Source organism: Falsirhodobacter sp. 1013, from assembly GCF_051195255.1.
In the GTDB taxonomy this organism is placed as follows: Bacteria; Pseudomonadota; Alphaproteobacteria; order Rhodobacterales; family Rhodobacteraceae; genus Falsirhodobacter.
In genome coordinates, this window is sequence record NZ_JBNJLK010000014.1 from 1 (window position 1) to 26,029 (window position 26,029).

Here is a 26,029-nt window from a genome sequence, read left to right on the forward strand (position 1 = left end):
TGCGCAACTGGAGACGCAAATCGTTGTAAATCCTTCGGGTTTTCTTGATGTTCACCTACCAACCTTCCCGTCGCAGCCACACGTGGACGCGCCGGTATCCGTAGCGCACCCGCGTTTGGCAGATCTGCCTGATCCTCAGCTCCAAAGCGGCCTGCCCGGTTTGGCGGGATTTATAATGGTCGCTCGATGGGTCGAAGCGCAGGGGCCCACATGCCCGGCGGATCGACACACCCCAGTCCACCAACATCCCATCGACCAGTTCCCGTGCCCGGGCAGGGTGAGCCAGCCGGCGCCACCGGCTGAAGCCTGCTGTCGTACGAGCTTTCGGCGGATGACGTCCTGCAGCATCTTCCGTGGCATTCGCTGATCGCGCCGCGCGCCCACGTTCTGAATAGCCCGGTGCCGGAAATCTGCGCATGGCTGGTGGACAGCTTGGCCGCCGATCTGCAAGCCATTCCGCCGGAAGGCGCGGAAGGGAACGGCTGAACGCCCTGCGGGTCGCTTGATGCACATCCGCGACAATGGCATGAACGGATGTGCCAGCCCCATGTTGCCCATGCCCCCATGAACGAGATGCCCGTGACCGAGAGCCCGATCCTGAAGCGCAACCTTGCCGTTCTTGTCACCGCCCAGTCGCTGGGGGCGGCCAGCGGGCCGATCGTGATCTCCCTCGGGGGGCTGGTCGGGCAGCAATTGTCGTCGAACCCCGCGCTCGCCACACTGCCGGTCAGCGTCTACAACCTTGGGCTGGCGCTGGGCACGCTTCCAGCGGCGGCAATCATGCGGCGGTTCGGGCGGCGGTCCGGGTATCTGCTGGGGGCGGTCATCGGTATCGCCTCGGGGCTGATCGCGGCGGGGGCGATCTGGATGGGGCTGTTCGCGCTGTTCTGCGTCGGCACATTCGCGGCGGGAATGTATTCGTCCTATGTGCAGACCTATCGTTTCGCGGCGGCCGACGGGCGCAGCGGGGCTGCGCGGGGCAAGGCGATTTCCTGGGTCATGGTGGGCGGGCTGATCGCGGCGGTGATCGGGCCGCAGCTGGTGATCCTGACGCGGGACTCCGTCCCCGGCGTCGCCTATGCCGGCAGCTTCCTGAGCCAGGCCGTGCTGGCGCTGATCGCGCTGCCGGTGCTGGCCTTGCTGCATGCGCCGCGTCCCGTTGCAAGCACCACGGCCAGCGCCGGCGGTCGCAGCGTCGGGCAGCTTCTGGCCTCGCCGCCTTTCGCGCTGGCGCTGGCGGCGGGGGTCGTGTCCTACGGCCTCATGGCGTTCGTGATGACGGCGGCGCCGATGGCGATGGTGGTCCACGGGCATTCGGTGGATCACGCCGCCCACGGGATCCAGTGGCACGTGCTGGCGATGTTCGCGCCCAGCCTGTTCACGGGCAAGCTGATCGCCCGCTTCGGGAAGGAGCGGGTGACGGCGGCCGGCCTTGTCATCATCGCCCTCTCGGGCGCGGTGGCGCTGGCGGGGCTGGACGTGTCGCACTTCTACATCTCGTTGATCCTGCTGGGACTGGGCTGGAACTTCGGCTTCATCGGCGCGACGGCCATGGTCGCCGACGCCCATGCCGAGGAGGAGCGCGGCCGCGCCCAGGGCCTGAACGACTTCGTCGTGTTCGGCACGGTGGCGGCCGGTTCGTTCTTTTCCGGGGCGCTGCTGCAAGCGTCGGGATGGCAGGCGATCAACACGCTGATCTTCCCGGGCGTGGCCCTTGTGCTGGCGCCCCTGATCTGGCGGATGGCGCGCCGCTGACGATCAGGTGCGGTGGCGCAGCATCGACCGGTTCAGGTCGGACACGCGCGTGCAGCCCATCAGGCGCATGCCCCGCACCAGTTCGGCCTTCATCTGCGTCAGCGCGCGTTCGATGCCCGGCTGACCGGCGGCGGCCAGGGGGAACAGGTAGTAGCGGCCAAGACCCACCGCCTTCGCCCCCAGCGCCAGCGCCTTCAGCACATGGGTGCCGCGCGTGACGCCGCCGTCCATCATCACGTCCATCCGGTCGCCCACGGCCTGCACGATCTCGTCCAGCTGGTCGAAGCCGGTGCGGCTGCCGTCCAACTGGCGCCCCCCGTGGTTCGACAGCACGATGCCGGCGCAGCCGATCTCGGCGGCGCGGCGGGCGTCCTCCACGCTCATCACGCCCTTCAGGCAGAAGGGTCCGTTCCATTCCGCCACCATTGAGGCCACGTCGTCCCAGCTCATCGACGGGTCCAGCATCTCGGTGAAATAGCGGCCGATGGTCAGGGTGTCGCCCTTCATGTCGACATGCGCGTCCAGCTGCGGAAGCGAGAACTTTTCATGCGTGACGTAGTTGAGGCCCCAGGCAGGCTTCATCACGAACTGCGCCAGCCCTGCGGCGGTCAGGCGGAACGGGATGGAGAACCCGGTGCGCAGGTCGCGTTCGCGGTTGCCGCCGGTGATGCTGTCCACGGTCAGCATCATCACCTTGATCCCGGACTCCTTCGCGCGCGCCATCATGGCCGAATTCAGCGCGCGGTCCTTGTGGAAATAGAACTGATAGACTTGCGGGTTCGCGTGCTTCCTTGCCAGCTCCTCCATCGACACGGTGCCGAGGGAGGAGACGCCGAACATCGTGCCGAACCGTTCCGCCGCCGCAGCCGTCGCGCGTTCCCCCTGATGGTGGAACAGGCGTTGCAGCGCGGTGGGCGACAGATAGACGGGCAGGCCGATGGTCTGGCCCATGACGGTGGTGGACAGGTCCACATCCGCCACGCCGCGCAGGACGTTCGGCACCAGATCCACCGCCTCGAAGCTGGCGGTGTTGCGGCGCAGCGTCACCTCGTCATCCGCGCCGCCGGCGATGTAGTTGTAGATGGGCGAGGGCAGGCGGCGGCGCGCCAGTTCCTGGAAATCGTGGAAGTTGTGGCAATGGTTCAGGCGCATGCGGTGTCCTTCCTTCGGTGCCAGCGCGCCGCATGGTCGCGCAGGGCGGGAGCGTTGTCCACCGCGACGGGGCGCGTGGCGGGCGGGGTCGTACGGTCGGCGAACAACAGCGCCGCCCCGATGCTGGTGCCGGTGGCGGAGGTGGCGATCTCCACCTCTCCATGCACAGCGGCCAGCATGGACAGGTAGTCGCGGTTGCGCGCGAAGGGGCCTTCCACGATGGCCGGACCCCGCGCGCCGATCCGGTCCAGACAGGTCTTCGTCATCAGCGCGAGATAGTGGCCGAGGGCGACCATGCGCTGCCCCTGCGTCGCGGGTTGCCGCGTCCACTCCTGCGGGGACAGCATCACGGTGCCGTCGCGCAGCACGGTGGCGCTGTCGGCGCTGGTCGTGGCCGGGTCGCCGCCATTGCGCACCACCTCGTATTCGCGCCCGCCCATGAAGCGGGCGGAAGGAACGGGGCGGCCCAGAGCGTTCACATTCACCAGCACGTCCTGCGTCGGGTCCAGATCCACCTTCGCCCCGTCCACCGCCATCGCGACCACCCATGTTCCGGTGGACACGACAGAAAACGCCCCCGTCCGCCCCAGCACATGCGGCAGAAGCGAGGCGTTGCTGTCATGGATGCCGCAGGCCACCGGCACGCAAGGCAGGCCCAGCCCGTCGCGCACGAGGCCCAGCGTGTCCGACGACCGGCGTGCCGGCGCGAGCTTGCCCGTCAGGCCCAGCCGGTCGACCAGGGAAGAGAACCGCCCCTCCCACGGGTTCCACAGATCGGTGTGGCATCCAAGCGAGGTGACATCCGTCGCCATCACCCCCGTCAGCCGCCACGCCCAGTATTGCGGATAGGTCAGGACATGGGCCGTGCGGGCCGCCACCTCGGGATCGCGCAGCAGCCAGTGCAGTTGCGCGCCAAGGTTCAGCCCGCAGGGCAGGCGGGGGCTGCCCGTTTCCGCGAAGGGCGGGCGGAGCGCGTCATAGCCGCTGTCGGGCAGCTCATGTTCGTAATCCAGCATCGGCGCCGCCAGATTGCGCCCGGCGTCCAGCAGCACCGCCGCCGCGCCATGTGTCGTGACCGATATGGCGTCGATCCCGTGATCGCGGTGGAACGCGGCCAGACCGTCGCGGAAGAAGGCCCAGTGCCCCTCCAGATCGAAATGCGGATAAGGCGGGCCGGGCCGGACGGTGTTGGGGCGGGTGACGACCGCGATCTCGTTCAGGGTTCCGGCGTTGACCAGCGCGAGTTTCGCGTTGGTCTTGCCCACGTCGATGACGGCAATGTGGCGCAGGGTCATGGCAGGTGGAACACCGGGATCAGGGGAACCTCCACCGGGCGGTTGTCGGGATGGGTATCCATGATGTCGGCCATGTGCGCCCACCACCGCTTCATCACGGGATGATCGGGCAAGGCGTCGGTGCCACCGGGACGCCGCCACATCACCCCGAACAGCGCGCGCGTCTCGGGGTCATAGTGGATGGAATAATCCTGCACCCCGGCCTCTTTCAGAAGGGCCGAAAGCTCGGGCCAGATCGCGTCGTGGCGTCGCCGGTATTCGTCCAGCTGGCCGGGATGAAGGGTCATGCGGAAGGCTACTTTTTCCATGCGCGGGCCTTTTGCCAGATGCGGGGCAGGGCGATCACGCCGATCAGCAGGGCACCGATGACGATGGACATCACGATGCCCGGCACGTTCAGCAGCCCCAGCCCGAAGGTGACCAGCCCCATGACCAGTGCGGCGATCACGACCCCGGGGATCGATCCCGAACCGCCGAGGATGCTGACGCCGCCAAGGACGACCATCGTGACGACCTCCAGCTCCATCCCCGCGCCGATGGAGGGGCGGGTGGAGCCGAGGCGCGAGGTCAGACAGACCGAAGCCAGCCCGGACATGAGGCCCGTGAGCAGGAACAGGATGAACTTCACCCGCGCCACCCGCACGCCAGAGAACATTGCCGCGGTGGCGTTGTTGCCCGTGGCATAGATCGCGCGGCCGAAATTCGTCTTGTGCAGGACGATGCCATAGATCAGCGCCAGCGCCGCGAAGATCGCCAGTTCCACCGTGATGACCCAGACGACATAGCCCTGACCGAACCAGCCAAAGCCGGGGGGATAGCCGGTGAAGGCCTGATCGCCCAACACGATGTAGCTGATGCCGCGAAACAAGCTCATCGTGCCGATGGTCACGACGATGGAGGGCAGTCCGAACCGCGTGACCAACAGGCCGTTGAACGCGCCGCAGACTAGTCCGGTGCCAAGGCCGGCGAGAACGATCACCGGCGCGTCGAAGCCCGCCTGCATCACCAGGCCCATCGCGGTCGAAGATAGCGCCACGATGGAGGCGACGGACAGGTCGATCTCCCCCGCGATGATCAGAAGGGCCATCGCGAAGGCGATCATCGCCTTTTCGGTGAAGTTGAACGACGCGTCCGACAGGTTCCACGCGTCGAGGAAATAGGGCGAGGCGAAGCTGTTCAGGGTGAAGATCGCGATGGCGACCAGCAGAAGCAGGCTTTCCCAGCTTTTCAGCGCCCGCGCGGCGGGGCTGGTGAGGCGGTCGGGGATGACACGTGCGGTCATTGGCGCACCTCGGCGAATTTGAGGATGATGCGGCCCTTCTTGCGGTCGGCGCGCGAATTGGCGGCCACGGCCACGATGATCGCCGCGCCCGAAATGGCCATCTGCCAGAAGGGCGACACGCCCGCGACGGGCAGGGCGTTCTTGATGACGCCGAGGAACAGCGCCCCCAGCACCGCGCCGCCGACGCTGCCGATGCCGCCCGCGATGGAGATGCCGCCGATCACGCAGGCGGCCACCACGTCCAGTTCGAACCCGCCGGCGATGTCGGTGTAGGCCACGGCGTAGCGGGCGACCCAGAGGTATCCCGTCAGCCCCGCCAGCGCGCCCGACAGCGTGAAGGCCAGGAACTGCGTGCGGCCCACGTCGATGCCGGTATAAACGGCGGCGTGCGGGTTGCCCCCCACGGCGAAGAAGGCGCGGCCCGTCGTCGTGCGCGACAGAAGAAGCGCCAGTGCGGCGATGACGAGGATGGCGATCCAGCCCAGCACCGGCAGGCCCGCGATCAGGATGCGGGGGAAACCGGTGAAGGCGGGGCTCATCTCGAACGCGTTGATCCACTCGCCGCCCGACAAAAGGAAGATGGACCCGCGGAAGATGGTCATCGTGCCCAGCGTGACGACGATGGAGGGGATGGCCAGCTTCCACACCAGAAGGCCGTTGATCGCGCCCAGCGCCGCGCCCATCGCCACGGCCAGAACCAGCGTGACCACGATCGGCAGTCCCGGCATCGCGGTGTTCAGCATGGCGCAGACCATCCCCGTCAGCGCCAGGTTCGCGGCCACCGACAGGTCGATGCAGCGCGTCAGGATCACGACCATCTGGCCCAGCGCCAGGATCATCAGCGGCGCGGTGTCGGCGAACACGCCCAGAAGGTTACGAGGTGCTACGAAGCCCGGAAAGCGCGTGGCGATCAGCACCAGCAGCGCAAGGATGGCGGCGAACAGGATCGCCTCGCGCGATTTGAACAGCGTCATGCCGCAACCCTCCCGATGCCCGCGGCGTGGCGGACCAGCGTTTCCGGGGTCAGGTCGTCGCCCTCCACCTCGGCGGCCATGCGACCTTCGCGCATCACGATCACGCGGTCGGACATGCCCAGGATCTCGGGGATTTCGGAACTCACCATGATGACGGACAACCCTTCCGCCGCCAGTTCCGCCATGAAGGCGTGGACGGCGGCCTTGGACCCGATGTCGATGCCCTTGGTCGGTTCATCAAGGATGATGACGCGGGGGCGCAGGGCCAGCCACTTGGCGATGACCACCTTCTGCTGGTTGCCGCCTGACAGCGTGCCCACGTGCGCGTCCAACGAGGCCGCCCGCAGGTCCAGCCGCTGGGTGTAGGTGCGGGCCAGCGCAAACTCCTCCGCCATGCGGGTGAAGCCCGCGCGCGAGGTGCGGTGCAGCGAAGGCAGGGTGACGTTCTGGAAGATCGGCATGGCGAGGATCGCGCCCTGCTTGCCGCGATCCTCGGGGACATAGACGATCCCTGCGTCGATCGCCTGCGCGGGGGAGCGGATGACGCGCACCTTGCCGTCGATCCGCACGGCCCCGCGCGACGGGCGGGTGATGCCGATCAGCGACTGCATGAACTCGGACCGACCGGCCCCGACAAGACCGTAGAAGCCCAGGATCTCTCCCTGATGCAGCGTGAAGTTGATGTCCTCGAACTCGGTCGGGTGGCAATAGCCGACGACGCGCAGCACTTCCGGTCCCGTGTTGGTTGTGCGCTTGGGGAAGATGTGGTCGACGTTGCGACCGACCATCATGCGCACCAGCGCGGCCTCGTCCACGTCGCCCATCCGGCCTGCGCCGACGAACTGCCCGTCCCGGAACACGGTGTAGCGGTCGGCGATGCGGAAGATCTCGTCGAACTTGTGGCTGATGAACAGGATCGCCTTCCCTTGCGCTTTCAGCTGGTCGACAAGGGTGTAAAGCTCCTCGATCTCGGTCTGGGACAAGGCTGCGGTGGGTTCGTCCATGATCACGACGCGCGCGTCGATGGACAGGGCGCGCGCGATCGCCACGAGGTGGCGCGAAGCGATGGACAGGTCCTTCAGCCGCACGGCGGGATCGATCTTCGCGCCGATGCCGTCCAGAATGGCGCGGGCGCGTTCGGTCATCGCGTGCCGGTCGATCAGGCCGAAGCGGGCGCGGGGGGCGTGTCCCAGAAAGATGTTCTCGGCCACCGACAACTCGTCGAACAGCACGGTTTCCTGGTGGATCGCGGTGATGCCCGCATCGGCCGCCGCCTGCGCGGTGGGAAAGTGCACGGGCTCGCCGTCCACGCGCACGCTGCCGCCGTCGGGCTGATAGATCCCGGTCAGGATCTTCACGACCGTGGACTTGCCGGCCCCGTTTTCCCCGATCAGGGCGGTCACTTCGCCGGCGTGCAGGTCCAGCTGCACACCGTCCAGCGCCTTCACGCCGGGAAACGTCTTCGTCACGCCGTCCAACGCCAGAACGGCGCCTGTGTCTCGTGTCATGGGATACCTCGGGAAGGTCGGGGGCGGGGTGCCGCCCCCGGCGCGTCAGAACACGCTCTTGAACTCGTCGATGTTCGAGGAGTCGTAGGTGAAGGGCTCGCTCATCGGGGCGGAGTTGGTGTCGTCCAGCGTCACCTCGCCCATGCGGCCGATCGGGATGGTGGCGCCGGGCTCGGCCTCCACGTCCTTCTTGGCGAGGTGATAGGCGATCATCGTGGCGGAATAGCCCAGATCGACCGGGTTCCAGATCGCGAAGCTCTTGGACGCGCCGGATTCAATCGCCCCGGCCATTTCCGACGGCAGCCCAAGGCCCGTGACGTTCACCTGGCCGATCTTGCCCGCGTCCGACACCGCCTGCGCCGCGGCCACGATCCCGACCGAGGTGGGCGCGATGATCGCGTCCAGATCCGGATAGGATTGCATAAGGCCCTGCGCCTCACGGTAGGACTTGTCGGCCAGGTCGTCGCCATACACGGTCGCGACCACCTTGATGTTCGGGTAGTCGCCCATGTGCTGTTTCATCGCCTCGATCCAGAGGTTCTGGTTCGTGGAGGTGGAGGTGGCCGACAGAAGCGCCACCTCGCCGCCGTCGGGCAGGTGATCGGCGGCCAGCTTGATGATCGTCTGGCCCACCAGGTCGTCCGAGGACGGCGCAAGGTGCATCATCCGCCCTTCGGGGGCGACGCCCGAATCCCACGAGATCACGGCGATGCCGCGCTGCATGGCGCGTTTCAGCACCGGCACCAGCGCGTCGGGATCGTTGGCGGAAATGGCTATGGCGTCCACGCGCTGGGCGATCAGGGCGTTCACGACCTCGATCTGGCCCTCGGCTGTGGTGGTGGTGGGGCCGGTATAGATGATCTCCACCCCGCCCAACTCCTTGGCGGCTTCCTGCGCGCCGCGGTCCGCGGCCTCGAAGAAGCCGTTGCCCAGCGATTTCGCGACTATCGCGATGCGCATGTCCTGCGCCGATGCGCCGGTCGCGGCCAGGATGGCCACCGTCGCCAGCAGTGTCTTCAACGTCATGAGAACTCCTCCCCTGTCTCAATCCGCCCGAATGATGCGTCTAGGACGCCGCTTCCTCCCTCGTGGCGCTCGGGCGCGCCACGACCAGCGTCACACCCGCCGCCTCCAGCATGGAGGCTGCGCGGTCGGTGATTCCGTCATCGGTGATCAGCGTGTCGATCCGGTCCAGCGGGCACAGCACAAGGCTGGACCGCGCGTCGAACTTGGTGGAATCGACCAGCAGCACCAGTTCGTCCGCTTGTCCGATCAGCTTCTGTTCGGCCTGGATCAGCAGCGGATCGGCCTCCATCACGCCCAAGGGGCCGATGCCCTGCGCGCCCATGAACATGCGCCGCGCATAGAAGTTGCGCGTCACGTCATTCTCGAAGGGCGACAGGATGATGTTCTGTTCGGGATAGACGACACCGCCCGGCAGCAGGACGGTGTTCTTGGAATGCTTCAGCAGATGTTCCGCGATGGGGAACGAGTTGGTGAAGACCTGGCAGCGCCGCGTGGCCAGCGGGTGCACCATCTGGAACGTCGTCGTGCCGCCGTTGATGATGATCGGCTCGCCATCCTCGCACAGCTCCACCGCCGCGCGGGCGATGGCGCGCTTTTGTTCGATGCGCAGCGTTTCGTTCAGCGCGAAGGGACGACCCGCCAGATGCGGGAAGCGGTTCGGGTGGATCGCTTCGGCCCCGCCACGCACGCGGCGCAGCTTTTTCTGGACGTGCAGGGCCGCGATGTCGCGGCGGATCGTCGCCTCCGATGCGCCGGTCAGGGCGCAGAGATCCGCCACCGTCACCACCGGGCGGTCCTGAACCCCCGAGAGTATGATCCTGTGGCGTTCCTTTTCATGCATCGGCGTCCTCCTGTTCCGGCCACACTGCCAGATGCCCGATCATTGTCAATCACGTTCCGTCATCATTCGTCATTTATGATCGGACATGACCAAAAATGATTGACAATGCGCGAAGCCGCCCACACCTTCGCCCCATATCGATCGGGAGGAGATCACCATGACCACCGCATCCTCGCGTCTGCCCTCGCTTTGGGACGACGCGAAAGCCGCCGGCATGACCGAGGCGGAAAAGCTGCTTTATCGCTCCAACCTTCTCGGCTCCGACAAGCGGGTGACGAACTACGGCGGGGGCAACACCTCGGCCAAGGCGATGGAGACCGATCCGCTGACGGGTGAGCAGGTGGAGGTGCTGTGGGTCAAGGGATCGGGCGGGGATGTGGGGTCCATCCGGATGGACGGATTCGCCACGCTGTACATGGACAAGCTGCGCGCCTTGAAGGGCAAGTACCGGGGCGTGGAGCATGAGGACGAGATGGTGGGCTATCTGCCCTTCTGCACGTTCAACCTGAATCCGCGCGCGGCCTCCATCGACACTCCGCTGCACGCCTATGTGCCGCGTCGTCATGTGGACCACATGCACCCCGACGCGATCATCGCGATCGCCGCCTCCGCAAACTCGCGCGCGTTGACGCAGGAGGTCTTCGGCGACGACATCGGCTGGCTGCCGTGGAAGAAGCCGGGCTACGAGCTGGGCCTGTGGCTGGAGGAGTTCTGCCAAAAGAACCCGGACGCCAAGGGCGTGGTGCTGGAATCGCATGGGCTCTTTACCTGGGACGATGACGCCAAGGCCTGCTACGAGCTGACGCTGGAGATCATCAACAAGGCCATCGCCTGGTTCGAGGGCAAGACGGCGGGCGTTCCGGCCTTTGGTGGCGCGGCGCGGGAGGCGCTGGATGCGGAGGCGCGTCGTGCGGTGGCGGCACGACTGATGCCCGCGATCCGCGGCATGGTGTCGGGCCAACAGCACATGGTCGGCCATTTCGACGACAGCGACGCCGTCCTGCAATTCGTGAACGCGAAGAACATGCGCGATCTGGCGGCGCTGGGCACGTCTTGCCCCGACCACTTCCTGCGCACCAAGATTCGCCCGCTGGTGGTGGAGTTCGACGGCGACATCGACGCCACACTGCGCGATCTGCCCGCACAGGTCGCGGCCTATCGCGACGATTACGCCGCCTATTATAACCGCTGCAGGCATTCCGACAGCCCTGCGCTGCGCGATCCGAACGCGGTCGTTTATCTGGTGCCGGGCGTCGGCATGATCACCTTCGCAAAGGATCGCGCCACGGCCCGCATCTCGGCCGAGTTCTATGTGAACGCGATCAACGTGATGCGCGACGCCTCCGCCGTGTCGGAATACCGGGGACTGCCCGAACAGGAAGCCTTCGACATCGAATACTGGCTGCTGGAGGAGGCGAAGCTTCAGCGCATGCCGAAGCCGAGATCACTGGCGGGTCGCGTGGCGCTGGTCACCGGCGGGGCGGGCGGCATCGGTTCGGCCACGGCCGAACGCTATCTGGCGGAAGGGGCCTGCGTGATGCTGGCCGACATCAACGAGGCCGCTCTCGCTTCGGTCTCGCAGAACCTGTCGTCACGGCATGGCAAGGACGTTGTGCGCACCGTGAAGATGAATGTCACGGAAGAAGATGCGGTCGCCGCCGCCTATGCCCACACGGCGGTGGAGTTCGGGGGTGTGGACATCTTGGTGTCCAATGCAGGCATCGCGTCCTCGGCTCCGGTGGAGGACACGACGCTGGAGCTGTGGAACAAGAACATGGCCATCCTGTCCACCGGTTACTTCCTTGTGTCTCGCGAGGCGTTCCGGCTGATGCGCGCGCAGGGGATCGGCGGGGCGGTGGTGTTCGTCGCCTCGAAGAACGGCCTGGCGGCTTCGCCCAATGCCAGCGCCTATTGCACGGCCAAGGCATCCGAGATTCACCTCGCCCGCTGCCTCGCGCTGGAGGGGGCCGAGGCTGGCATCCGCGTCAATGTGGTGAACCCGGACGCCGTGCTGCGCGGGTCGAAGATCTGGGAAGGGGAATGGCTCGACCAGCGCGCCTCTACCTACAAGACCGACAAGGAGGGGCTGGAGGAGATGTATCGCAACCGGTCGATGCTGAAGCGTTCGGTCCTACCCGAGGATATTGCCGAAGCCGCCTACTTCTTCGCGTCCGAGAAAAGCGCCAAGTCGACGGGGAACATCCTCAACGTCGATGCCGGCAACGTGCAAGCTTTCACGCGGTGATGACCATGATCGACAACACCCTCATCGAGGCGGAAAACGCAAAGCACGACGTCGATCTGCGCGCCGATTACGATGCGCTGGGCCAGAAGCTGGCGCGTCAGGGCGTGGACATCGACGCGCTGACCCGGAAGGCGCAGGGCTTCGCCGTCGCCGTGCCCAGCTGGGGCACCGGCACCGGCGGCACCCGTTTCGCCCGTTTTCCGGGGCTGGGTGAGCCCGCCAACATCTTCGACAAGCTGGACGATTGCGGCGTGATCCACCAGCTGACGGCCGCCACCCCGTCGGTCAGTCTGCACATCCCGTGGGACAAGGCGGCCCCCACCGATCTTCTGGCCAAGGCCGAGGAGGTGGGCGTGTCCTTCGACGCCATGAACTCCAACACCTTTCAGGACACGGGGGCGCTGTCCTACAAGTTCGGGTCATTGTCGCACACCGACGCGGCCACGCGGCAGCAGGCGATCGAGCACAACATCGAATGCATCGAGATCGGGCGCGCCCTCGGATCGAAGGCGCTGACGGTCTGGATCGGCGACGGGTCGAACTTTCCCGGCCAGACCAACATGGCCCGTCAGTTCGAACGCTACCTGTCCTCGATGAAGGAGGTCTACAAGGCGCTGCCGGACGATTGGCGCCTCTTCTCGGAACACAAGATCTATGAACCGGCCTTCTATTCGACCGTGGTGCAGGACTGGGGCACCAGCCTGCTGACCGCGCAGGAGTTGGGCGACAAGGCGATGTGCCTCGTCGATCTGGGCCACCACGCCCCGAACGTGAACATCGAGATGATCGTTTCGCGCCTGATCCATGCGGGCAAGCTGGGCGGCTTCCACTTCAACGACAGCAAGTATGGCGACGACGATCTGGATGCCGGCACGATCGAACCCTACCGCCTGTTCCTTGTCTTCAACGAGCTGGTGGACGCGGACCCGCTGAACCTCGCGCACATGATCGACCAGTCGCACAACGTGACGGACCCGATCGAAAGCCTGATGATCTCGGCGATGGAGATCCAGCGTGCCTTCGTGCAGGCGAGCCTTGTGGATCGCGCGGCGTTGGCGGGGTATCAGGAGGCGAACGACGCGCTGATGGCCTCGGCCACGCTCCGGGTCGCCTTCCGCACAGATGTGGAACCGATCCTGCGCATGGCCCGCCGGAACGCGAGGGCGGCGATCGATCCGGTGCAGACGTATCGCGCCTCGGGCTACCGTGCCGCAGTCTCGGCCAAGCGGCCCGTATCAATTGGCGGGGGCGGCGGGATCGTCTGATCCCCTCAGCCCTGCCGGGCGGCCAGCTTTTCCAGAAGCGCGTTCGACAGGGTCTGCGGTTCGGGCACGGCGATCATCTCGCGCTTCAGCGCCTGGGCCATGGTGAAGCCGTTGGCCCGGCGCAGGGTCTTCAACTCTTCCCACGTCACGGGCACGGCCACCGGCGCGCCTTCGCGGGCGCGGACCGAGAAGGGCGCCACCGCCGTCGCCCCGCGTTCGTTGCGCAGCCAGTCGATGAAGATCCGCCCCTCGCGTTTGGCCTTGGACATGGTGGCGACGAAACGTTTCGGCTCCTGCTCCGTCATCAGCGTGGCGACGAGTTGGGAGAAGAGCTTTGCCGTGTCCCAGCTGGCGCTGCGGCGCAGGGGCACGATCACGTGGACGCCCTTGCCGCCCGACACCATGGCCCAGGATTCCAGTCCCAGTTCCGACAGCCAGTCCCGCAGGTCCAGCGCCGCGCGGCGCACCTGCGGGAAGCCCAGCCCTTCATCCGGGTCCAGATCGAAGATCAGCCGTTCCGGCCGGTCCAGCCGATCCTCGCGCGCGGCCCAGGGGTGGAATTCGACCGCGCCCATCTGGACGGCGCCGACCAGCCCCGCCGCATCGTGCACCGTCAGGTATTGCGCGGTTTTGCCGTCGGATTCCGTGACGGGGACGCTGCCGATGGCGTCCGGGAAGCCCTTTCCGGCGTGCTTCTGGAAGAACCGCTCACCTCCCAGCCCCTCGGGCAACCGCACGAGGGAGGTGGGACGTCCCGCCAGCATCGGCAGCATCCGGTCCGCCACACCTTCGTAATAGCGGGCAAGGTCCAGCTTCGTCACCTTGGGCTTCGGAAACATCACCCGGTGGGGGTGGCTGATGCCGATGCTGGCGACCTTCGGGCGGTCGGACTGTTCCATGTACACCTCGGTCGGGGGATCCATCGCCACGTCGGCGGGCGCCTTGTCTTCGCGAAGTTCTACGAAGCGCGCGTGGCGCAACTGGCCGTCCGCCGTCAGCTCGGCATAGGCGATCTCCGCCACCAGCGTAGGCTCCACCCAGCGGGCCGTGCGCATGCCGGGCGGCACCTTCGGCAAAGGCGTCGTCCTGCGGGCCAGCGCTTCCATCTTCTGCGCCAGATCGTCCTGCGCGGCCTCGTTGAAGCCGGTGCCGACCTTGCCGCGATAGGTCAGCGTGCCCGCCTCCATCGTCGCCATCAGAAGCGAGGCGAACCGGCGATTTCGCTTGTCCGAAGGCTGCCAGCCGCAAATCAGGAACTCCGCCTGGCGGGCGCATTTCGCCTTCTGCCAGACGGGGGAACGGCCGCCCTGATAGCCCGCATCGCGCAGCTTCGAGATGAGGCCCTCGCCCCCCGCCTCGCACACCGTGGCCAGCGCGTCGGCCGCGTTGCCGTCAATGGCGGGAGACAGGCGCACCGGGCCGCGCGGGGGAAGGGTGGCCAGAAGATACTCCAGCGCGGCGCGGCGGTCGGTCAGCGGCCGGTCGGCCAGATCCTCGCCGTCACGCTCCAGCAGGTCGAAGGCGTAGAACAGGAACGGCCCGCCCGCCTTGATCGCCGCCTGAAGCGCGGAAAAGCCCTGAAGCCCGGCACCGGCCACAATCTCCCCGTCGATCAGGGCGGTGTCGCAGGGGATCTCGGACAAGGGCGGCAGAAGTTCGGCGAAACGGTCGGACCAGTCCTGACCGCTGCGGGTGCGGATCACCGGGCCATCCTTGCCGATGGCGATCTGCGCGCGGTAACCGTCCAGCTTCACCTCGTGCAGCCAATCCGCGCCCTCGGGCGGGGCGTCGACCAGTTGCGCCAGTTGCGGCGACCGGAACGCCGGGACGGGGCCTCGGCGTGTGTTTTCCATCGGCTGCGGTTCCGCACCCGCCGCAATCTGCGCCAGCGTGCGGTGGGTCAGGACGCTGCGGTCGAACGCTTCGGCCAAGGGGGGCGTCGCGGTGGAGGCCGCCACGTCCTCCTCCTTGATCATCAGCCAGTTTTCGCGCTTTTCCCGACCCTTCATGCGCACCAGCGACCAGCCGCCCGTGCCGCGCCGCCCGTGCAGCGCGAAATGCAGATGGCCCGAGGCGAGCCCTTCCTCCACATCGTGAAAAGGCTGCCACCAGCCCAGATCCCACAGCATCACGGTGCCCGCGCCGTATTCGCCCTTGGGTATGGTGCCCTCGAAGGTCAGATAGTCGAAGGGATGATCCTCGGTCCGGACAGCCAGCCGCTTGTCCTTGGGATTGGCCGAAGGCCCCCGCGTGACGGCCCAAGACAACAGGACGCCGTTCCATTCCAGCCGGAGGTCCCAGTGCAGCCGGGTCGCGTCGTGCATCTGAACGGAATAGCGCAGGGCCGGGCCTCCGCCGCTGCCCCCCTGCGGTTCGGAGGTGCGGCTGAAATCGCGCTTTTCGCGATAGGTCCGCAGCGCGTCCATCAGGCCGACTTGCGTGGCTTCGCCGCAGGCTTGGCGCGGGCGCTGGTCTTCTTCTTCGGCGCGTCGTCGGATTTCAGGCTCTGGCGCAGCGCTTCCATCAAGTCGACCACGTTGCCGCCCTTGGGCGCGGCCTTGTCACCCGCCGCGGCGCGCGGGGTCTTGCTGTTCTTGCGCTTGGCCTCGATCAGGTCGCGCAGGGCGGCGTCGTAATGGTCGGTGAAGACCTTAGCGTCGAACGGCGCCGTCTTGCGGTCGATCAACTGGGTCGCGACGGCCAGCAGCTCCTTGTCGGCGGGCTCATCCTCGATCGAGGAGAACAGGGGATGGGCGGACTTGATCTCGTCCGCGTAATACAGCGTTTCCATCAACAACCCGTCGCCGCAGGGGCGGATGGCGCACAGATATTCGCGCCCGCGCATCGTCAGCTGACCCAGACCCACCTTGCCCGCCTTGCGCAACGCGTCGCGCACCACGCGGTAGGCGTCCTCCGCCAGATCGTCGGTCGGCACCACGTAATAGGGCTTGTCGTAATACAGGGGAGAGATTTCGGCGCTGTCGACGAACTGCACCAGTTCGAACGTCTTCTTCGTTTCCAGCCGGATCGCATCGATCTCTTCCGGCTTCAGAAGCAGGTATTCGTCATCCCCGAGTTCATAGCCCTTGAGGATGTCGTCCGTCTTGACGCGCCCGACGCCGGGCACCGTCTTTTCGTAATTCACCCGCTTACCCGTCGGTCCGTGGATCTGGCGGAACGACACGCGCGCCCCCGACTGGGTGGCGCTGTGCACCTCCACCCCGATGGAGACGAGCGAGATGCGAAGCTGGCCTTTCCAGACCGGACGCGAGGCCATGGCAAACCCTCCCTTTCGGCGGCAACGCGCCCGAAAGGGAGGGGTTCCCGATCAGCCCTGAAGCGTGCGGACGCCGATGCCTTCGTCGCGCGCCTGCATGGCGGCCACGGCGGCGATGGAACCGGCCGCGGTCGTGAAGTAGGGGATCTTGCCATACAGCGCGACCGAACGGATGTCGCGGCTGTCGGCCACGGATTGCGCGCCTTCGGTCGTGTTCAGCACCAGCGCGACGTCACCGTTCTTCAGCCGGTCCACGATGTTCGGGCGGCCTTCATAGACCTTGTTCACCAGTGTCGAGTTGATGCCCTGCGCGGTCAGCCAAGTGGCCGTGCCCTTGGTCGCCAGGATCTCGAAGCCCAGTGCGATCAGGCCGCGCGCGGCCTCGGCCAGCGCTTCGGTCTTGTCGGCGTCCTTCACGGACAGGAACACGCGGCCTTCTTCGGGCAGATGCACGCCCGCGCCCATCTGCGCCTTCAGGAAGGCCAGCGGGAAGGTGCGGTCCCAGCCCATGACTTCACCGGTCGAGCGCATTTCCGGCCCCAGCAGCGTGTCCACGCCCGGGAAGCGCGCGAAGGGCAGCACCGATTCCTTGACCGAGAACCAGGGTGTGATCGGATCGGCCAGCGTCATCGCATCCGCCAGCGGCAGCGCGGTGTCCGGGCCGACGCCCGCCGGGTAGGGCGCGCGCAGGGGGAAGGCGTCCAGCTTTTCCCCGGCCATCAGGCGCGCGGCGATCGACGCGATGGCGCTGTCGGTGGCCTTGGCCACGAAGGGCACGGTGCGCGACGCGCGCGGGTTCACCTCCAGCACGTAGATGGTGCCGTCCTTGATGGCGAACTGCACGTTCATCAGGCCGACCACGTTCAGCGCGCGGGCCATGTCGACGGATTGGCGCTTCAGCTCCTCGATCACCTCGGCGCTCAGCGAATGGGGCGGCAGGCAGCAGGCACTGTCGCCCGAATGGACGCCCGCTTCCTCGATATGCTCCATGATGCCGGCGACGTGGACGTTCTGGCCGTCCGACAGGCAGTCCACATCCACCTCGATCGCGCCGGACAGGTAGCTGTCCAGCAGCACCGGGCTTTTGCCCGACACCGTCACGGCGCTGGTGATGTAGCGTTTCAGCTGGTCCATGTCGCGCACGATTTCCATCGCGCGGCCGCCAAGGACATAGGACGGACGGATGACCAGCGGGAAGCCCACACGCTCCGCAATCTCCAGCGCCTGCGCGTCGGACGAGGCGATGCCGTTCACCGGCTGCTTCAGGTCCAGATCGTTCAAGAGTTGCTGGAACCGCTCGCGGTCCTCGGCCAGGTCGATGGCGTCGGGCGTGGTGCCAAGGATCGGGATGCCCTCGTCCTTCAGGGCCTGCGCCAGTTTCAGCGGCGTCTGTCCGCCCAGCTGCACGATCACGCCGTGCAGGGTGCCGTTTTCCTGTTCGACCCGCAGGATCTCCAGAACGTGTTCCAGCGTCAGCGGTTCGAAATACAGCCGGTCCGAGGTGTCGTAGTCGGTCGACACCGTTTCCGGGTTGCAGTTCACCATGATGGTTTCATACCCGGCCTCGGTCAGCGCAAAGCAGGCGTGGCAGCAGCAATAGTCGAACTCGATCCCCTGGCCGATCCGGTTCGGACCGCCGCCCAGGATGACGACCTTCTTCGCGTTCGACGGCCGCGCCTCGTCCTCGACCTCGCCCATGACGGGCGTCTCGTAGGTCGAGTACATGTACGGGGTCTGCGCCTCGAACTCAGCCGCGCAGGTGTCGATGCGCTTGAAGACGGCGGTGACGCCCAAGTTGCGGCGCGCCTTGCGGACGGCGCTTTCGGCCTGCGCGGTCAGGCTGGCCAGACGGGCGTCGGTGAAGCCGTACATCTTCAGGCGGCGCAGGCCTTCGGCGGTCGTGGGCAGGCCGTTCGCGATGATCTTGGCTTCTTCCTCTATGATCTCGCGGATACGGGCAAGGAACCACGGATCGAAGGAGGTCGCGGCCTGGATCTCGTCATTCGACAGGCCGTGGCGCATGGCCTGCGCGATCAGGCGGATGCGGTCCGGCGTCTGGGCGCTGATGGCCTTGATGATGGCGACCTTTTCGGGCGCGCCTTCGATGGCGATCTCGTCAAAGCCCGAAAGGCCGGTCTCCAACGAGGCCAAAGCCTTCTGCATGGATTCGTGGAAGGTGCGGCCGATGGCCATGACCTCGCCCACTGATTTCATGGCGGTGGTCAGGTCGGGCTTCGATCCGGGGAACTTCTCGAAGGCAAAGCGCGGGATCTTGGTCACGACATAGTCGATCGACGGCTCGAAGCTGGCCGGCGTCACCTTGGTGATGTCGTTGTCCAGCTCGTCCAGCGTGTAGCCGACGGCCAGCTTCGCCGCGATCTTGGCGATCGGGAAGCCCGTGGCCTTCGAGGCCAGGGCGGACGACCGCGACACGCGCGGGTTCATCTCGATCACGACCATGCGGCCGTCGGCCGGGTTGATCGCCCACTGCACGTTCGATCCGCCGGTTTCCACGCCGATCTCGCGCAAGACGGCGATCGATCCGTTCCGCATCGCCTGGTATTCGCGGTCCGTCAGGGTCAGGGCCGGGGCCACAGTGATGCTGTCGCCGGTGTGCACACCCATCGGGTCCACGTTCTCGATCGCGCAGACGATGATGGCGTTGTCCTTGCGGTCGCGGACGACCTCCATCTCGAACTCTTTCCAGCCCAGCAGCGATTCATCGACCAGGATCTGCGCCATGGGCGACGCGTCGAGGCCCGACCGGCAGATGCGCTCGTAATCGTCGCGGTTGTAGGCGACGCCGCCGCCCGTGCCGCCCAGCGTGAAGGCGGGGCGGATGATGGCGGGAAGGCCGATGTCCTCGATCGCGGCCATGGCCTGCGCCACGCCGGCGTTGATGTCGTACTTGCCGTTCGGCAGTTTCGGGGCGGCGACGATGGTGGCCTTGGGGTTCTCGATCCCCAGACGGTCCATCGCCTCGCGGAACAGCTTGCGGTCCTCGGCCATCTCGATGGCGGCGCGGTTGGCGCCGATCAGCTGCACGTTGAACTTGTCCAGCACGCCCATGTCGGCCAGGGCGAGCGCGGTGTTCAGGCCGGTCTGCCCGCCCATCGTGGGCAGAAGGGCGTCGGGCCGTTCGGCCTCGATGATCTTGGCCACGACCTCGGGGGTGATCGGCTCGATATAGGTCGCATCCGCCAGCTGCGGATCGGTCATGATCGTCGCCGGGTTGGAGTTCACGAGGATGACGCGGTAGCCTTCCTCGCGCAGGGCCTTGCAGGCCTGTGCGCCGGAATAATCGAACTCGCACGCCTGACCGATGACGATGGGGCCTGCGCCGATGATCATGATGGATTTGATATCGGTTCTTTTCGGCATGTCTGGCCCCATATGGCTGCACCCGAAGCCCATGCGGACGCGGTGGATTCGGGGCAGGGTTTTCGCAAATTGACGCGGTTTATCGTGAAGCGGCCCGCTGGCGCAACCCTGAACCGGACCGGGCGGGAACTTCAATGGGAAAGCGCCGTTGACGACCCGATCCCGCACCCCATCCCGTTCAAGGACGCCCGATGTCTGAACCTGCCAAGACCGGCGCCCGGACGCGCCGCCTGCGGATGGAATTTGCCCTGTTCTACATCGTGACGCCGGTCCTCGCCGCCTGCCTCCTGCCGTCCGGGGGGCTGCTGGCCGGACTGTTCTTGTTCATGCTGGTCGGGCTTGGTCTTCTGTGGGCCACCCCCGGCTTTCGGTGGAGGGAGCTGTTCCGCGGCTGGCGGGCAATCCGCTGGGAAGCCGTGGCGGGGCTGGCGGCCCTGACCTTCGCGGCCAGCCTTGCGGTGATGCAGGTCATGGCCCCGCAGGCGATGTTCTCTCTGCTGGCGCATCCCGAACGGCTGCTGCTGATCGCCGTCCTCTATCCGCTCCTGTCCGCGCTGCCGCAGGAGGTGGTGTTCCGCGCACTATATTTCCGGCGCTATCGCGGCCTCGTGCCGAAAGGTCCGCGCGGCGTGGTGCTGAACGCCGCGCTGTTCGCGCTGGCCCACCTGATGTACTGGAGCGTGATCGTCGTCGTCATGACCTTTGTCGGCGGACTGACCTTCGCCTGGGCTCATTCCGTCCGCCGCAGCTTTCTCATGGCCTGGGTCATGCACAGCGTGGCCGGCGTGATCGTGTTCATCGCGGGGCTAGGCATCTATTTCTTCGCCGGAAATGTGATGCGCCCGTTCTAGGGCGCACCGGGGTCAGTATTTCGCCGGCACGTAAAGTTCCGGCGGAAGGACCTTGCGTTCATAGTCCGGATTGAAGACCCGCTCCGGCAGCGTGATCTCCTCGTGGGGGACGTCCTCATAGGGGAACAGCGTCAGAAGGTGGTCGATGCAGTTCAGGCGGGCGCGCTTCTTGTCGTTGCCCTCCACGATGTACCACGGTGCCTCGGGGATGTTGGTGCGCGCGAACATCTGTTCCTTGGCGATGGTGTACTGTTCCCAGCGGACGCGGGATTGCAGGTCCATCGGCGACAGCTTCCACTGCTTCATCGGATCGTGGATCCGCATCAGGAAGCGCATCTGCTGTTCCTCGTCGGTGATGGAGAACCAGTATTTCACCACCTTGATGCCGGACCGGACCAGCATCCGCTCGAACTCCGGCACGTCCTCGAAGAACTGCTCCACCTCGTCCTCGGACGCGAAGCCCATCACGCGTTCCACACCGGCGCGGTTGTACCAGCTGCGGTCGAACAGCACGATCTCTCCTCCGGCCGGCAGGTGGGGGACGTAGCGCTGGAAGTACCACTGCGTCTTTTCGCGGTCGGACGGGGCCGGCAGGGCGACGGTGCGCACCACGCGGGGGTTCAGGCGCTGGGTGATGCGCTTGATGACGCCGCCCTTGCCGGCGGAATCGCGCCCTTCGAAGATGACGACGACCTTTTCCTTGGTGTGCTGCACCCAGGATTGCAGGCGGATCAGTTCGGATTGCAGGTGGATCAGGTTGCGGAAGTAGTCCATCCGCTCCATCCCCGGGGGGTGCGCCTTCTTGTAGATCTTCGCGATTTCCTCGGACAGCCGGGCGTCTTCCAGCTCCAGCTCGTAATCCTCGGCCAAGGTGTCGGCCAGTTCGGCTTCCAGCCAGTCGCGGGCAGAGGTGTCGTCCATGTGCACTATCTCCTGAAGGTCGGAGCCTTTGAACATAGAAGTGTGACAGCGCCTTGACGACTTGACACCACGGCGCAGGCGGTGTTCCTCCGACCCGAACCAAAGCCTCGTGGAAAGGGGAGCGTGATGCACGCCTATCGCAGCCATACCTGTGCCGATCTGAACACCGCGAATGTCGGCAACGATGTCCGCCTGTCGGGCTGGGTGCACCGCGTGCGCGACCACGGGGGCGTCCTGTTCATCGATCTGCGCGACCATTACGGCATCACGCAGGTGATCTGCGACAGCGACAGCGCCGCCTTCGCCGACCTGGAAAAGGTCCGTGCCGAATGGGTGATCCGCATCGAAGGCACCGTGAAGGGCCGCGACGCCTCGCTGGTAAACCCCAAGCTGCCGACCGGAGAGATCGAGGTCTATGCCCGCGCCGTCACCGTGCTGGGCGAAGCGGCCGAACTGCCGATGCCGGTCTTCGGCGACGTGGACTACCCCGAGGAAACGCGCCTCACCTACCGCTTCCTGGATCTGCGGCGTGAAAAGCTGCACCGCAACATGATGATGCGGTCGAACGTGGTGCGGTCCATCCGCAACCGCATGTGGGATCAGGGCTTCAACGAGTTCCAGACGCCGATCATCACCGCCTCCTCTCCCGAAGGGGCGCGCGACTTCCTGGTGCCGAGCCGTCTGCATCCGGGCAAGTTCTATGCGCTGCCGCAGGCGCCGCAGCAGTTCAAGCAGCTGATCATGGTGGCGGGCTTCGACCGCTACTTCCAGATCGCGCCCTGCTTCCGGGACGAGGATCCGCGCGCCGACCGCAGCCCCACCGACTTCTACCAGCTGGACATCGAGATGTCCTTCGTGGAGCAGGAGGACGTGTTCAACGCCGTCCAGCCCGTCATCCAAGGCCTGTTCGAGGAATTCGCGCCCGCGAAGACGGTCTATGCCGACTGGCCCAAGATCGCCTATCGCGACGCGCTGGCCTGGTACGGCTCTGACAAGCCAGACCTGCGCAACCCGATCAAGATGCAGGACGTGTCCGAGCATTTCCGCGGTTCCGGCTTTGCGATCTTCGCCAAGCTGCTGGAGCAGGAGGGGACCGAGATCCGCGCCATTCCGGCACCGACGGGCGGCAGCCGCAAGTTCTGCGACCGGATGAACGCCTTCGCGCAAAGCCAAGGCCTGCCGGGCATGGGCTACATCTTCTGGCGCAAGGCCGAGGACGGATCCATGGAAGCCGCCGGTCCGCTCGCCAAGAACATCGGGCCGGAGCGGACGGAAGCCGTTCGTGTCCAGCTGGGTCTGGGCGAGGGTGACGCGGCCTTCTTCCTTGGCGGCAAGCCCGACGCGTTCGAAGCGGTCGCGGGACGCGCCCGCAACGTCATCGGCGAGGAACTGGGCCTGACGGAAAAGGACTGCTTCAAGTTCGCCTGGATCGTCGACTTCCCGATGTACGAGAAGACGGACGATGGCAAGATCGACTTCAGCCACAACCCCTTCTCCATGCCGCAGGGCGGGATGGAGGCGCTGATGGGCGACCCGCTGAAGGTCCACGCCTACCAGTACGACCTGGCCTGCAACGGGTACGAGCTGATCTCGGGCGGGATCCGCAACCACAAGCCGGAGATCATGTTCAAGGCGTTCGAACTGGCCGGCTATCCGAATTCCGAAGTGGAAAAGCGGTTCGGCGGCATGGTCAAGGCGTTCAAGTACGGCGCACCTCCCCACGGCGGCTGCGCGGCGGGCATCGACCGGATCGTGATGCTGCTGGCGGACGAGCCGAACATCCGCGAGGTCATCATGTTCCCGATGAACCAGCGGGCCGAGGACATGCTGATGAACGCGCCGTCCGAGGCCACCAACGAACAGCTTCGGGAGCTGAGCCTGCGGGTCATCCCCAAGGAATGAGCAGAAAGGCCGCCGGTGACACGGCGGCCTTTCCTTTCAGCGGTTCAGGCGCTGGAAGATGTGCGTGAAGGTCGCCACCCCCAGAACCGGCATGATCAGGTTCAGGACGGGAACGGCCAATGGCGCCGCAAGAAGGGCCCCGGCCAGCCAGGCCAGGCCAAGATGCTTTCGGTGCAGCACCTTGGCCTCGGCCCGGCCCACGCGGCGCATCGCGACCAGCGTGAAGTATTCCCGGCCCAGCAGGTAGCCGTTCACCGTGATGAACAGGACCGGCGCCAGCGGACCGGCGAAGACATAGGCCGCCAGCATCAGCACGTTCGCCACCATCAGCAGAAGGAAGGCGGTCGCCGCCTCGCCCAACTGCTCGGACCACGGCATGGGGCGGGCGGGGGGCAGGGCGGGGTAATGCTTGTCCTCCACCGCCGCGGCGACGTCCTCCAGGAAGAAGCCCATGACAGCCGACGCGACGGGGATCATCAGGAAGATCGACGCCACCAGCATCACGGCCAGCCCGCCCGCGCCGGCCACCCAGTCCAGACCGCCGATCGGACCGATCCAGGGCAGGGTCACGCTGTCGGGCACTAGCCATTCCAGCCCCCAAAGCACCACCACGGTCAGCGCGATCAGCATCAGGATGGTCAGCCCCACGCCGCGCAGCAGCACGCGGCGGAAGCGGCGGTCCAGAACCTGGCCCAGGGCCTTGAAGAACGCGGTCAGGATCATGCGTCGATCCACGTCGTAATGGCGTCGATGTCGGGGCGGGCGCGGTCGGGCGGAATGGCGGTTTCGGTGCCGATATGGACGATGCCGGCGATCCATTCCTCGGGCGCAAGGCCCATCCCTTCGGCAAAGCCTGCGTCGTGCGACACCCAGCCGGTGACCCAGCCCGCGCCCCAGCCTGCGGCCAGCGCGGCGTTCACCAGCGACAGGCACACCGCGCCGGCCGACAAGGTTTGCTCCATCGGCGGGATCTTGTCCGAGGTTTTGGGGCTGGCGATGACCACGACGGCAAGGTTGCCCAGATCAAACTGCCCCCGGCCCTTGGCCCGCTTCTCCTCGTCCAGATCCAGCGCCGTGGCGCGGGCGTCGGCCAGCGCGGCCAGCTTCGGCATGGCCGCAGGTTCGATCACGAGGAACCGCCACGGCACCAGCATCCCGTGATCGGGCGTACGGGCGGCGATCTCCAGCAGCGGGCGCAGGTCGTCGCGGCTGGGGACGGGTCCGGTCAGCGATTTCGGCGGGCGGGAACGGCGGGTCCGCAGAAACTCGAACGCGGCGGTGTTTGGGGTGGGCATGGCACTCTCCTTCGGTCGCCCGAAGGATTGGGACGCAAGCTGGCCGGGGTCAAGTCACTCGCTGCACAGATAAACGGCGCCGCCCACGGCCACCACGCTTACCGCGGCCGCCGCAAGGCCGATGGGCGTGGCCAGAGCCGCTCCTGCGGTGGTGGAGGCGCCGGCGATCGTCTGCTGCACCGCGGCCCCCGCGCCCGACAGAACCACCGCGCCCCCCGGTCGCGTCACGGTCTGCACGCCCTCGCCCACGGTCTCGGTCCCCTTCGGCGCGTCGGCAAGGCCGGCGACTTCTTTCGAGGTCTGGACGGAGGTGTTCACCCGTTCGCAGAAGGTGCGGCGCGGCGCGCGGCAGCGCAGATAGGCGTCGCGCGCGCCTTCGGCGTAACCCGCATAGGTGTTGGCGGCGTTGTCCCATTGCAGGCAGAAGGCTTGCCGCTGATCGTCCGTCAGGTCCGGCGTCAGGTGCCGCAGGGTGACATAGGACGGGCAGTCCAGCTTGCCCCAGCCGCCCAGCCACGCCTCGCGCCGCGACTTGTTCGCGCCGACCTGTTCGTCATCCGGCTCGAAGAACAGGTTGATCAGCTGCCCCTTGACCGAGGTCGTGCAGCTTTGCGCCTCGGCCATGGCCGAGGCGGGGAACAGGAACAGAAGGACGGCCAGCGATCGGATCATGAAGGTGGTTCTATCGCAAGCGGCCCGACCCGGCAAATCAAGTCTTGGGGGTCAGGCGGTAGCTGCCTTCCGGCAGGTTCAGCGCGGCGGCCAGATCCTGGATCTGCGCCATCGACAGGGTGATGCGGCACACCTCGTGGGTGTTGCGGTCCACCTGTTCCACGGTAATCTGGTCGTCGAAGGCGTGAAGGATCACGTCCTCCTGCAGATCGGGCCGCCCCTCGTCGATGAGGGTGACGATCGTGGCGTCGAAATCGTGTTCGATGGTAAACATGGCCCAAGGTTAGGCGGCCGTTCGCCGCCACGCCACAGAAATATCCCCGAAGACAGATTTTCTTGTCCGGCAGGTTGCTTATATTGCCCTTCGCGAAAACGGAGGAGAAGTCG

General features: G+C 66.3%; 21 protein-coding genes and 1 pseudogene. 5 read left to right on the forward strand and 17 right to left on the reverse strand.

Annotated features, from left to right (window positions below):
* Positions 1 to 58: 58 nt before the first annotated feature.
* Positions 59 to 369: pseudogene (locus ACSHZY_RS15175) on the reverse strand (hypothetical protein); the annotation flags it as partial.
* Positions 370 to 564: 195 nt separating this feature from the next.
* On the opposite strand from ACSHZY_RS15175, the gene ACSHZY_RS15180 reads away from it, so the two are divergent.
* On the forward strand, positions 565 to 1,755 hold the full coding sequence (locus ACSHZY_RS15180) for an MFS transporter (protein WP_435170535.1): 1,191 nt from the start codon (positions 565 to 567) through the stop codon (positions 1,753 to 1,755).
* 3 nt (positions 1,756 to 1,758) lie between these two features.
* On the opposite strand, the gene ACSHZY_RS15185 is transcribed toward ACSHZY_RS15180, so the two are convergent.
* The 8 genes from ACSHZY_RS15185 to ACSHZY_RS15220 are packed head-to-tail and all read right to left on the reverse strand — an operon-like array spanning position 1,759 to position 9,833.
* On the reverse strand, positions 1,759 to 2,907 hold the full coding sequence (locus ACSHZY_RS15185; protein ID WP_435170537.1) for an alpha-hydroxy acid oxidase: 1,149 nt from the start codon (positions 2,905 to 2,907) through the stop codon (positions 1,759 to 1,761).
* Entirely contained in the window at positions 2,898 to 4,202 is a 1,305-nt protein-coding gene (locus ACSHZY_RS15190) for an FGGY-family carbohydrate kinase (protein ID WP_435170539.1), read from the reverse strand. The genes ACSHZY_RS15185 and ACSHZY_RS15190 overlap by 10 nt, the downstream gene beginning before the upstream one ends.
* Positions 4,199 to 4,510 (reverse strand): L-rhamnose mutarotase, encoded by a 312-nt coding sequence (locus tag ACSHZY_RS15195; RefSeq protein WP_435170541.1) that lies wholly within the window; start codon positions 4,508 to 4,510, stop codon positions 4,199 to 4,201. Before ACSHZY_RS15195 ends, ACSHZY_RS15190 begins: the two co-directional genes overlap by 4 nt.
* Positions 4,498 to 5,484, reverse strand: coding sequence for an ABC transporter permease (locus tag ACSHZY_RS15200; protein ID WP_435170543.1), 987 nt, complete (start codon positions 5,482 to 5,484; stop codon positions 4,498 to 4,500). Before ACSHZY_RS15200 ends, ACSHZY_RS15195 begins: the two co-directional genes overlap by 13 nt.
* A complete protein-coding gene (locus ACSHZY_RS15205) occupies positions 5,481 to 6,458 on the reverse strand; it encodes an ABC transporter permease (protein ID WP_435170545.1) in 978 nt (325 codons plus the stop codon). Before ACSHZY_RS15205 ends, ACSHZY_RS15200 begins: the two co-directional genes overlap by 4 nt.
* Entirely contained in the window at positions 6,455 to 7,966 is a 1,512-nt protein-coding gene (locus ACSHZY_RS15210) for a sugar ABC transporter ATP-binding protein (RefSeq protein ID WP_435170547.1), read from the reverse strand. Before ACSHZY_RS15210 ends, ACSHZY_RS15205 begins: the two co-directional genes overlap by 4 nt.
* 45 nt (positions 7,967 to 8,011) lie before the next feature.
* A complete protein-coding gene (gene rhaS / locus ACSHZY_RS15215; protein ID WP_435170549.1) occupies positions 8,012 to 8,992 on the reverse strand; it encodes a rhamnose ABC transporter substrate-binding protein in 981 nt (326 codons plus the stop codon).
* A gap of 40 nt (positions 8,993 to 9,032) precedes the next feature.
* Complete coding sequence (locus ACSHZY_RS15220; RefSeq protein ID WP_435170551.1) at positions 9,033 to 9,833, reverse strand: DeoR/GlpR family DNA-binding transcription regulator; 801 nt, start codon at positions 9,831 to 9,833, stop codon at positions 9,033 to 9,035.
* Between the two features lie 157 nt (positions 9,834 to 9,990).
* On the opposite strand from ACSHZY_RS15220, the gene ACSHZY_RS15225 reads away from it, so the two are divergent.
* Positions 9,991 to 12,078, forward strand: a complete 2,088-nt coding sequence (locus ACSHZY_RS15225; RefSeq protein WP_435170553.1) for a bifunctional rhamnulose-1-phosphate aldolase/short-chain dehydrogenase — start codon at positions 9,991 to 9,993, stop codon at positions 12,076 to 12,078.
* A 5-nt stretch (positions 12,079 to 12,083) separates the two neighbouring features.
* Positions 12,084 to 13,343 carry an L-rhamnose catabolism isomerase gene (gene rhaI / locus ACSHZY_RS15230; protein WP_435170625.1) on the forward strand — a complete coding sequence of 420 codons (1,260 nt, stop codon included), beginning with the start codon at positions 12,084 to 12,086 and terminating at the stop codon, positions 13,341 to 13,343.
* Positions 13,344 to 13,348: 5 nt separating this feature from the next.
* Here the strand turns inward: rhaI and ligD are convergent, their stop codons facing one another.
* Genes ligD through carB form a run of 3 tightly spaced genes read right to left on the reverse strand, consistent with a single transcriptional unit; the run spans position 13,349 to position 20,001 of the window.
* Positions 13,349 to 15,769, reverse strand: coding sequence for a DNA ligase D (gene ligD / locus ACSHZY_RS15235; protein WP_435170555.1), 2,421 nt, complete (start codon positions 15,767 to 15,769; stop codon positions 13,349 to 13,351).
* Positions 15,769 to 16,620, reverse strand: a complete 852-nt coding sequence (locus ACSHZY_RS15240; RefSeq protein ID WP_435170557.1) for a Ku protein — start codon at positions 16,618 to 16,620, stop codon at positions 15,769 to 15,771. Before ACSHZY_RS15240 ends, ligD begins: the two co-directional genes overlap by 1 nt.
* A gap of 51 nt (positions 16,621 to 16,671) precedes the next feature.
* Complete coding sequence (gene carB, locus ACSHZY_RS15245) at positions 16,672 to 20,001, reverse strand: carbamoyl-phosphate synthase large subunit (protein ID WP_435170559.1); 3,330 nt, start codon at positions 19,999 to 20,001, stop codon at positions 16,672 to 16,674.
* A gap of 191 nt (positions 20,002 to 20,192) precedes the next feature.
* On the opposite strand from carB, the gene ACSHZY_RS15250 reads away from it, so the two are divergent.
* A complete protein-coding gene (locus tag ACSHZY_RS15250; RefSeq protein ID WP_435170561.1) occupies positions 20,193 to 20,852 on the forward strand; it encodes a CPBP family intramembrane glutamic endopeptidase in 660 nt (219 codons plus the stop codon).
* Positions 20,853 to 20,864: 12 nt separating this feature from the next.
* Here ACSHZY_RS15250 and ppk2 read toward each other — a convergent pair whose 3' ends face one another.
* On the reverse strand, positions 20,865 to 21,773 hold the full coding sequence (gene ppk2, locus ACSHZY_RS15255; RefSeq protein ID WP_435170563.1) for a polyphosphate kinase 2: 909 nt from the start codon (positions 21,771 to 21,773) through the stop codon (positions 20,865 to 20,867).
* A 126-nt stretch (positions 21,774 to 21,899) separates the two neighbouring features.
* Between ppk2 and aspS the strand changes: the two genes are divergently transcribed.
* Positions 21,900 to 23,675, forward strand: coding sequence for an aspartate--tRNA ligase (aspS, locus tag ACSHZY_RS15260; RefSeq protein ID WP_435170565.1), 1,776 nt, complete (start codon positions 21,900 to 21,902; stop codon positions 23,673 to 23,675).
* 36 nt (positions 23,676 to 23,711) lie between these two features.
* On the opposite strand, the gene ACSHZY_RS15265 is transcribed toward aspS, so the two are convergent.
* From ACSHZY_RS15265 to ACSHZY_RS15280, 4 genes are read right to left on the reverse strand one after another with little or no spacing between them, the layout of a single operon-like run.
* Positions 23,712 to 24,395: an EI24 domain-containing protein gene (locus tag ACSHZY_RS15265; RefSeq protein WP_435170627.1), complete on the reverse strand. Its 684-nt coding sequence runs from the start codon at positions 24,393 to 24,395 to the stop codon at positions 23,712 to 23,714.
* Positions 24,395 to 24,970, reverse strand: coding sequence for a nitroreductase family protein (locus ACSHZY_RS15270; RefSeq protein WP_435170567.1), 576 nt, complete (start codon positions 24,968 to 24,970; stop codon positions 24,395 to 24,397). Before ACSHZY_RS15270 ends, ACSHZY_RS15265 begins: the two co-directional genes overlap by 1 nt.
* 54 nt (positions 24,971 to 25,024) lie before the next feature.
* Positions 25,025 to 25,642 (reverse strand): hypothetical protein, encoded by a 618-nt coding sequence (locus ACSHZY_RS15275; protein WP_435170569.1) that lies wholly within the window; start codon positions 25,640 to 25,642, stop codon positions 25,025 to 25,027.
* A gap of 37 nt (positions 25,643 to 25,679) precedes the next feature.
* The gene (locus ACSHZY_RS15280) at positions 25,680 to 25,916 is read right to left on the reverse strand and encodes a hypothetical protein (protein WP_435170571.1); all 237 of its coding nucleotides are present in this window, start codon (positions 25,914 to 25,916) and stop codon (positions 25,680 to 25,682) included.
* Positions 25,917 to 26,029: the final 113 nt, after the last annotated feature.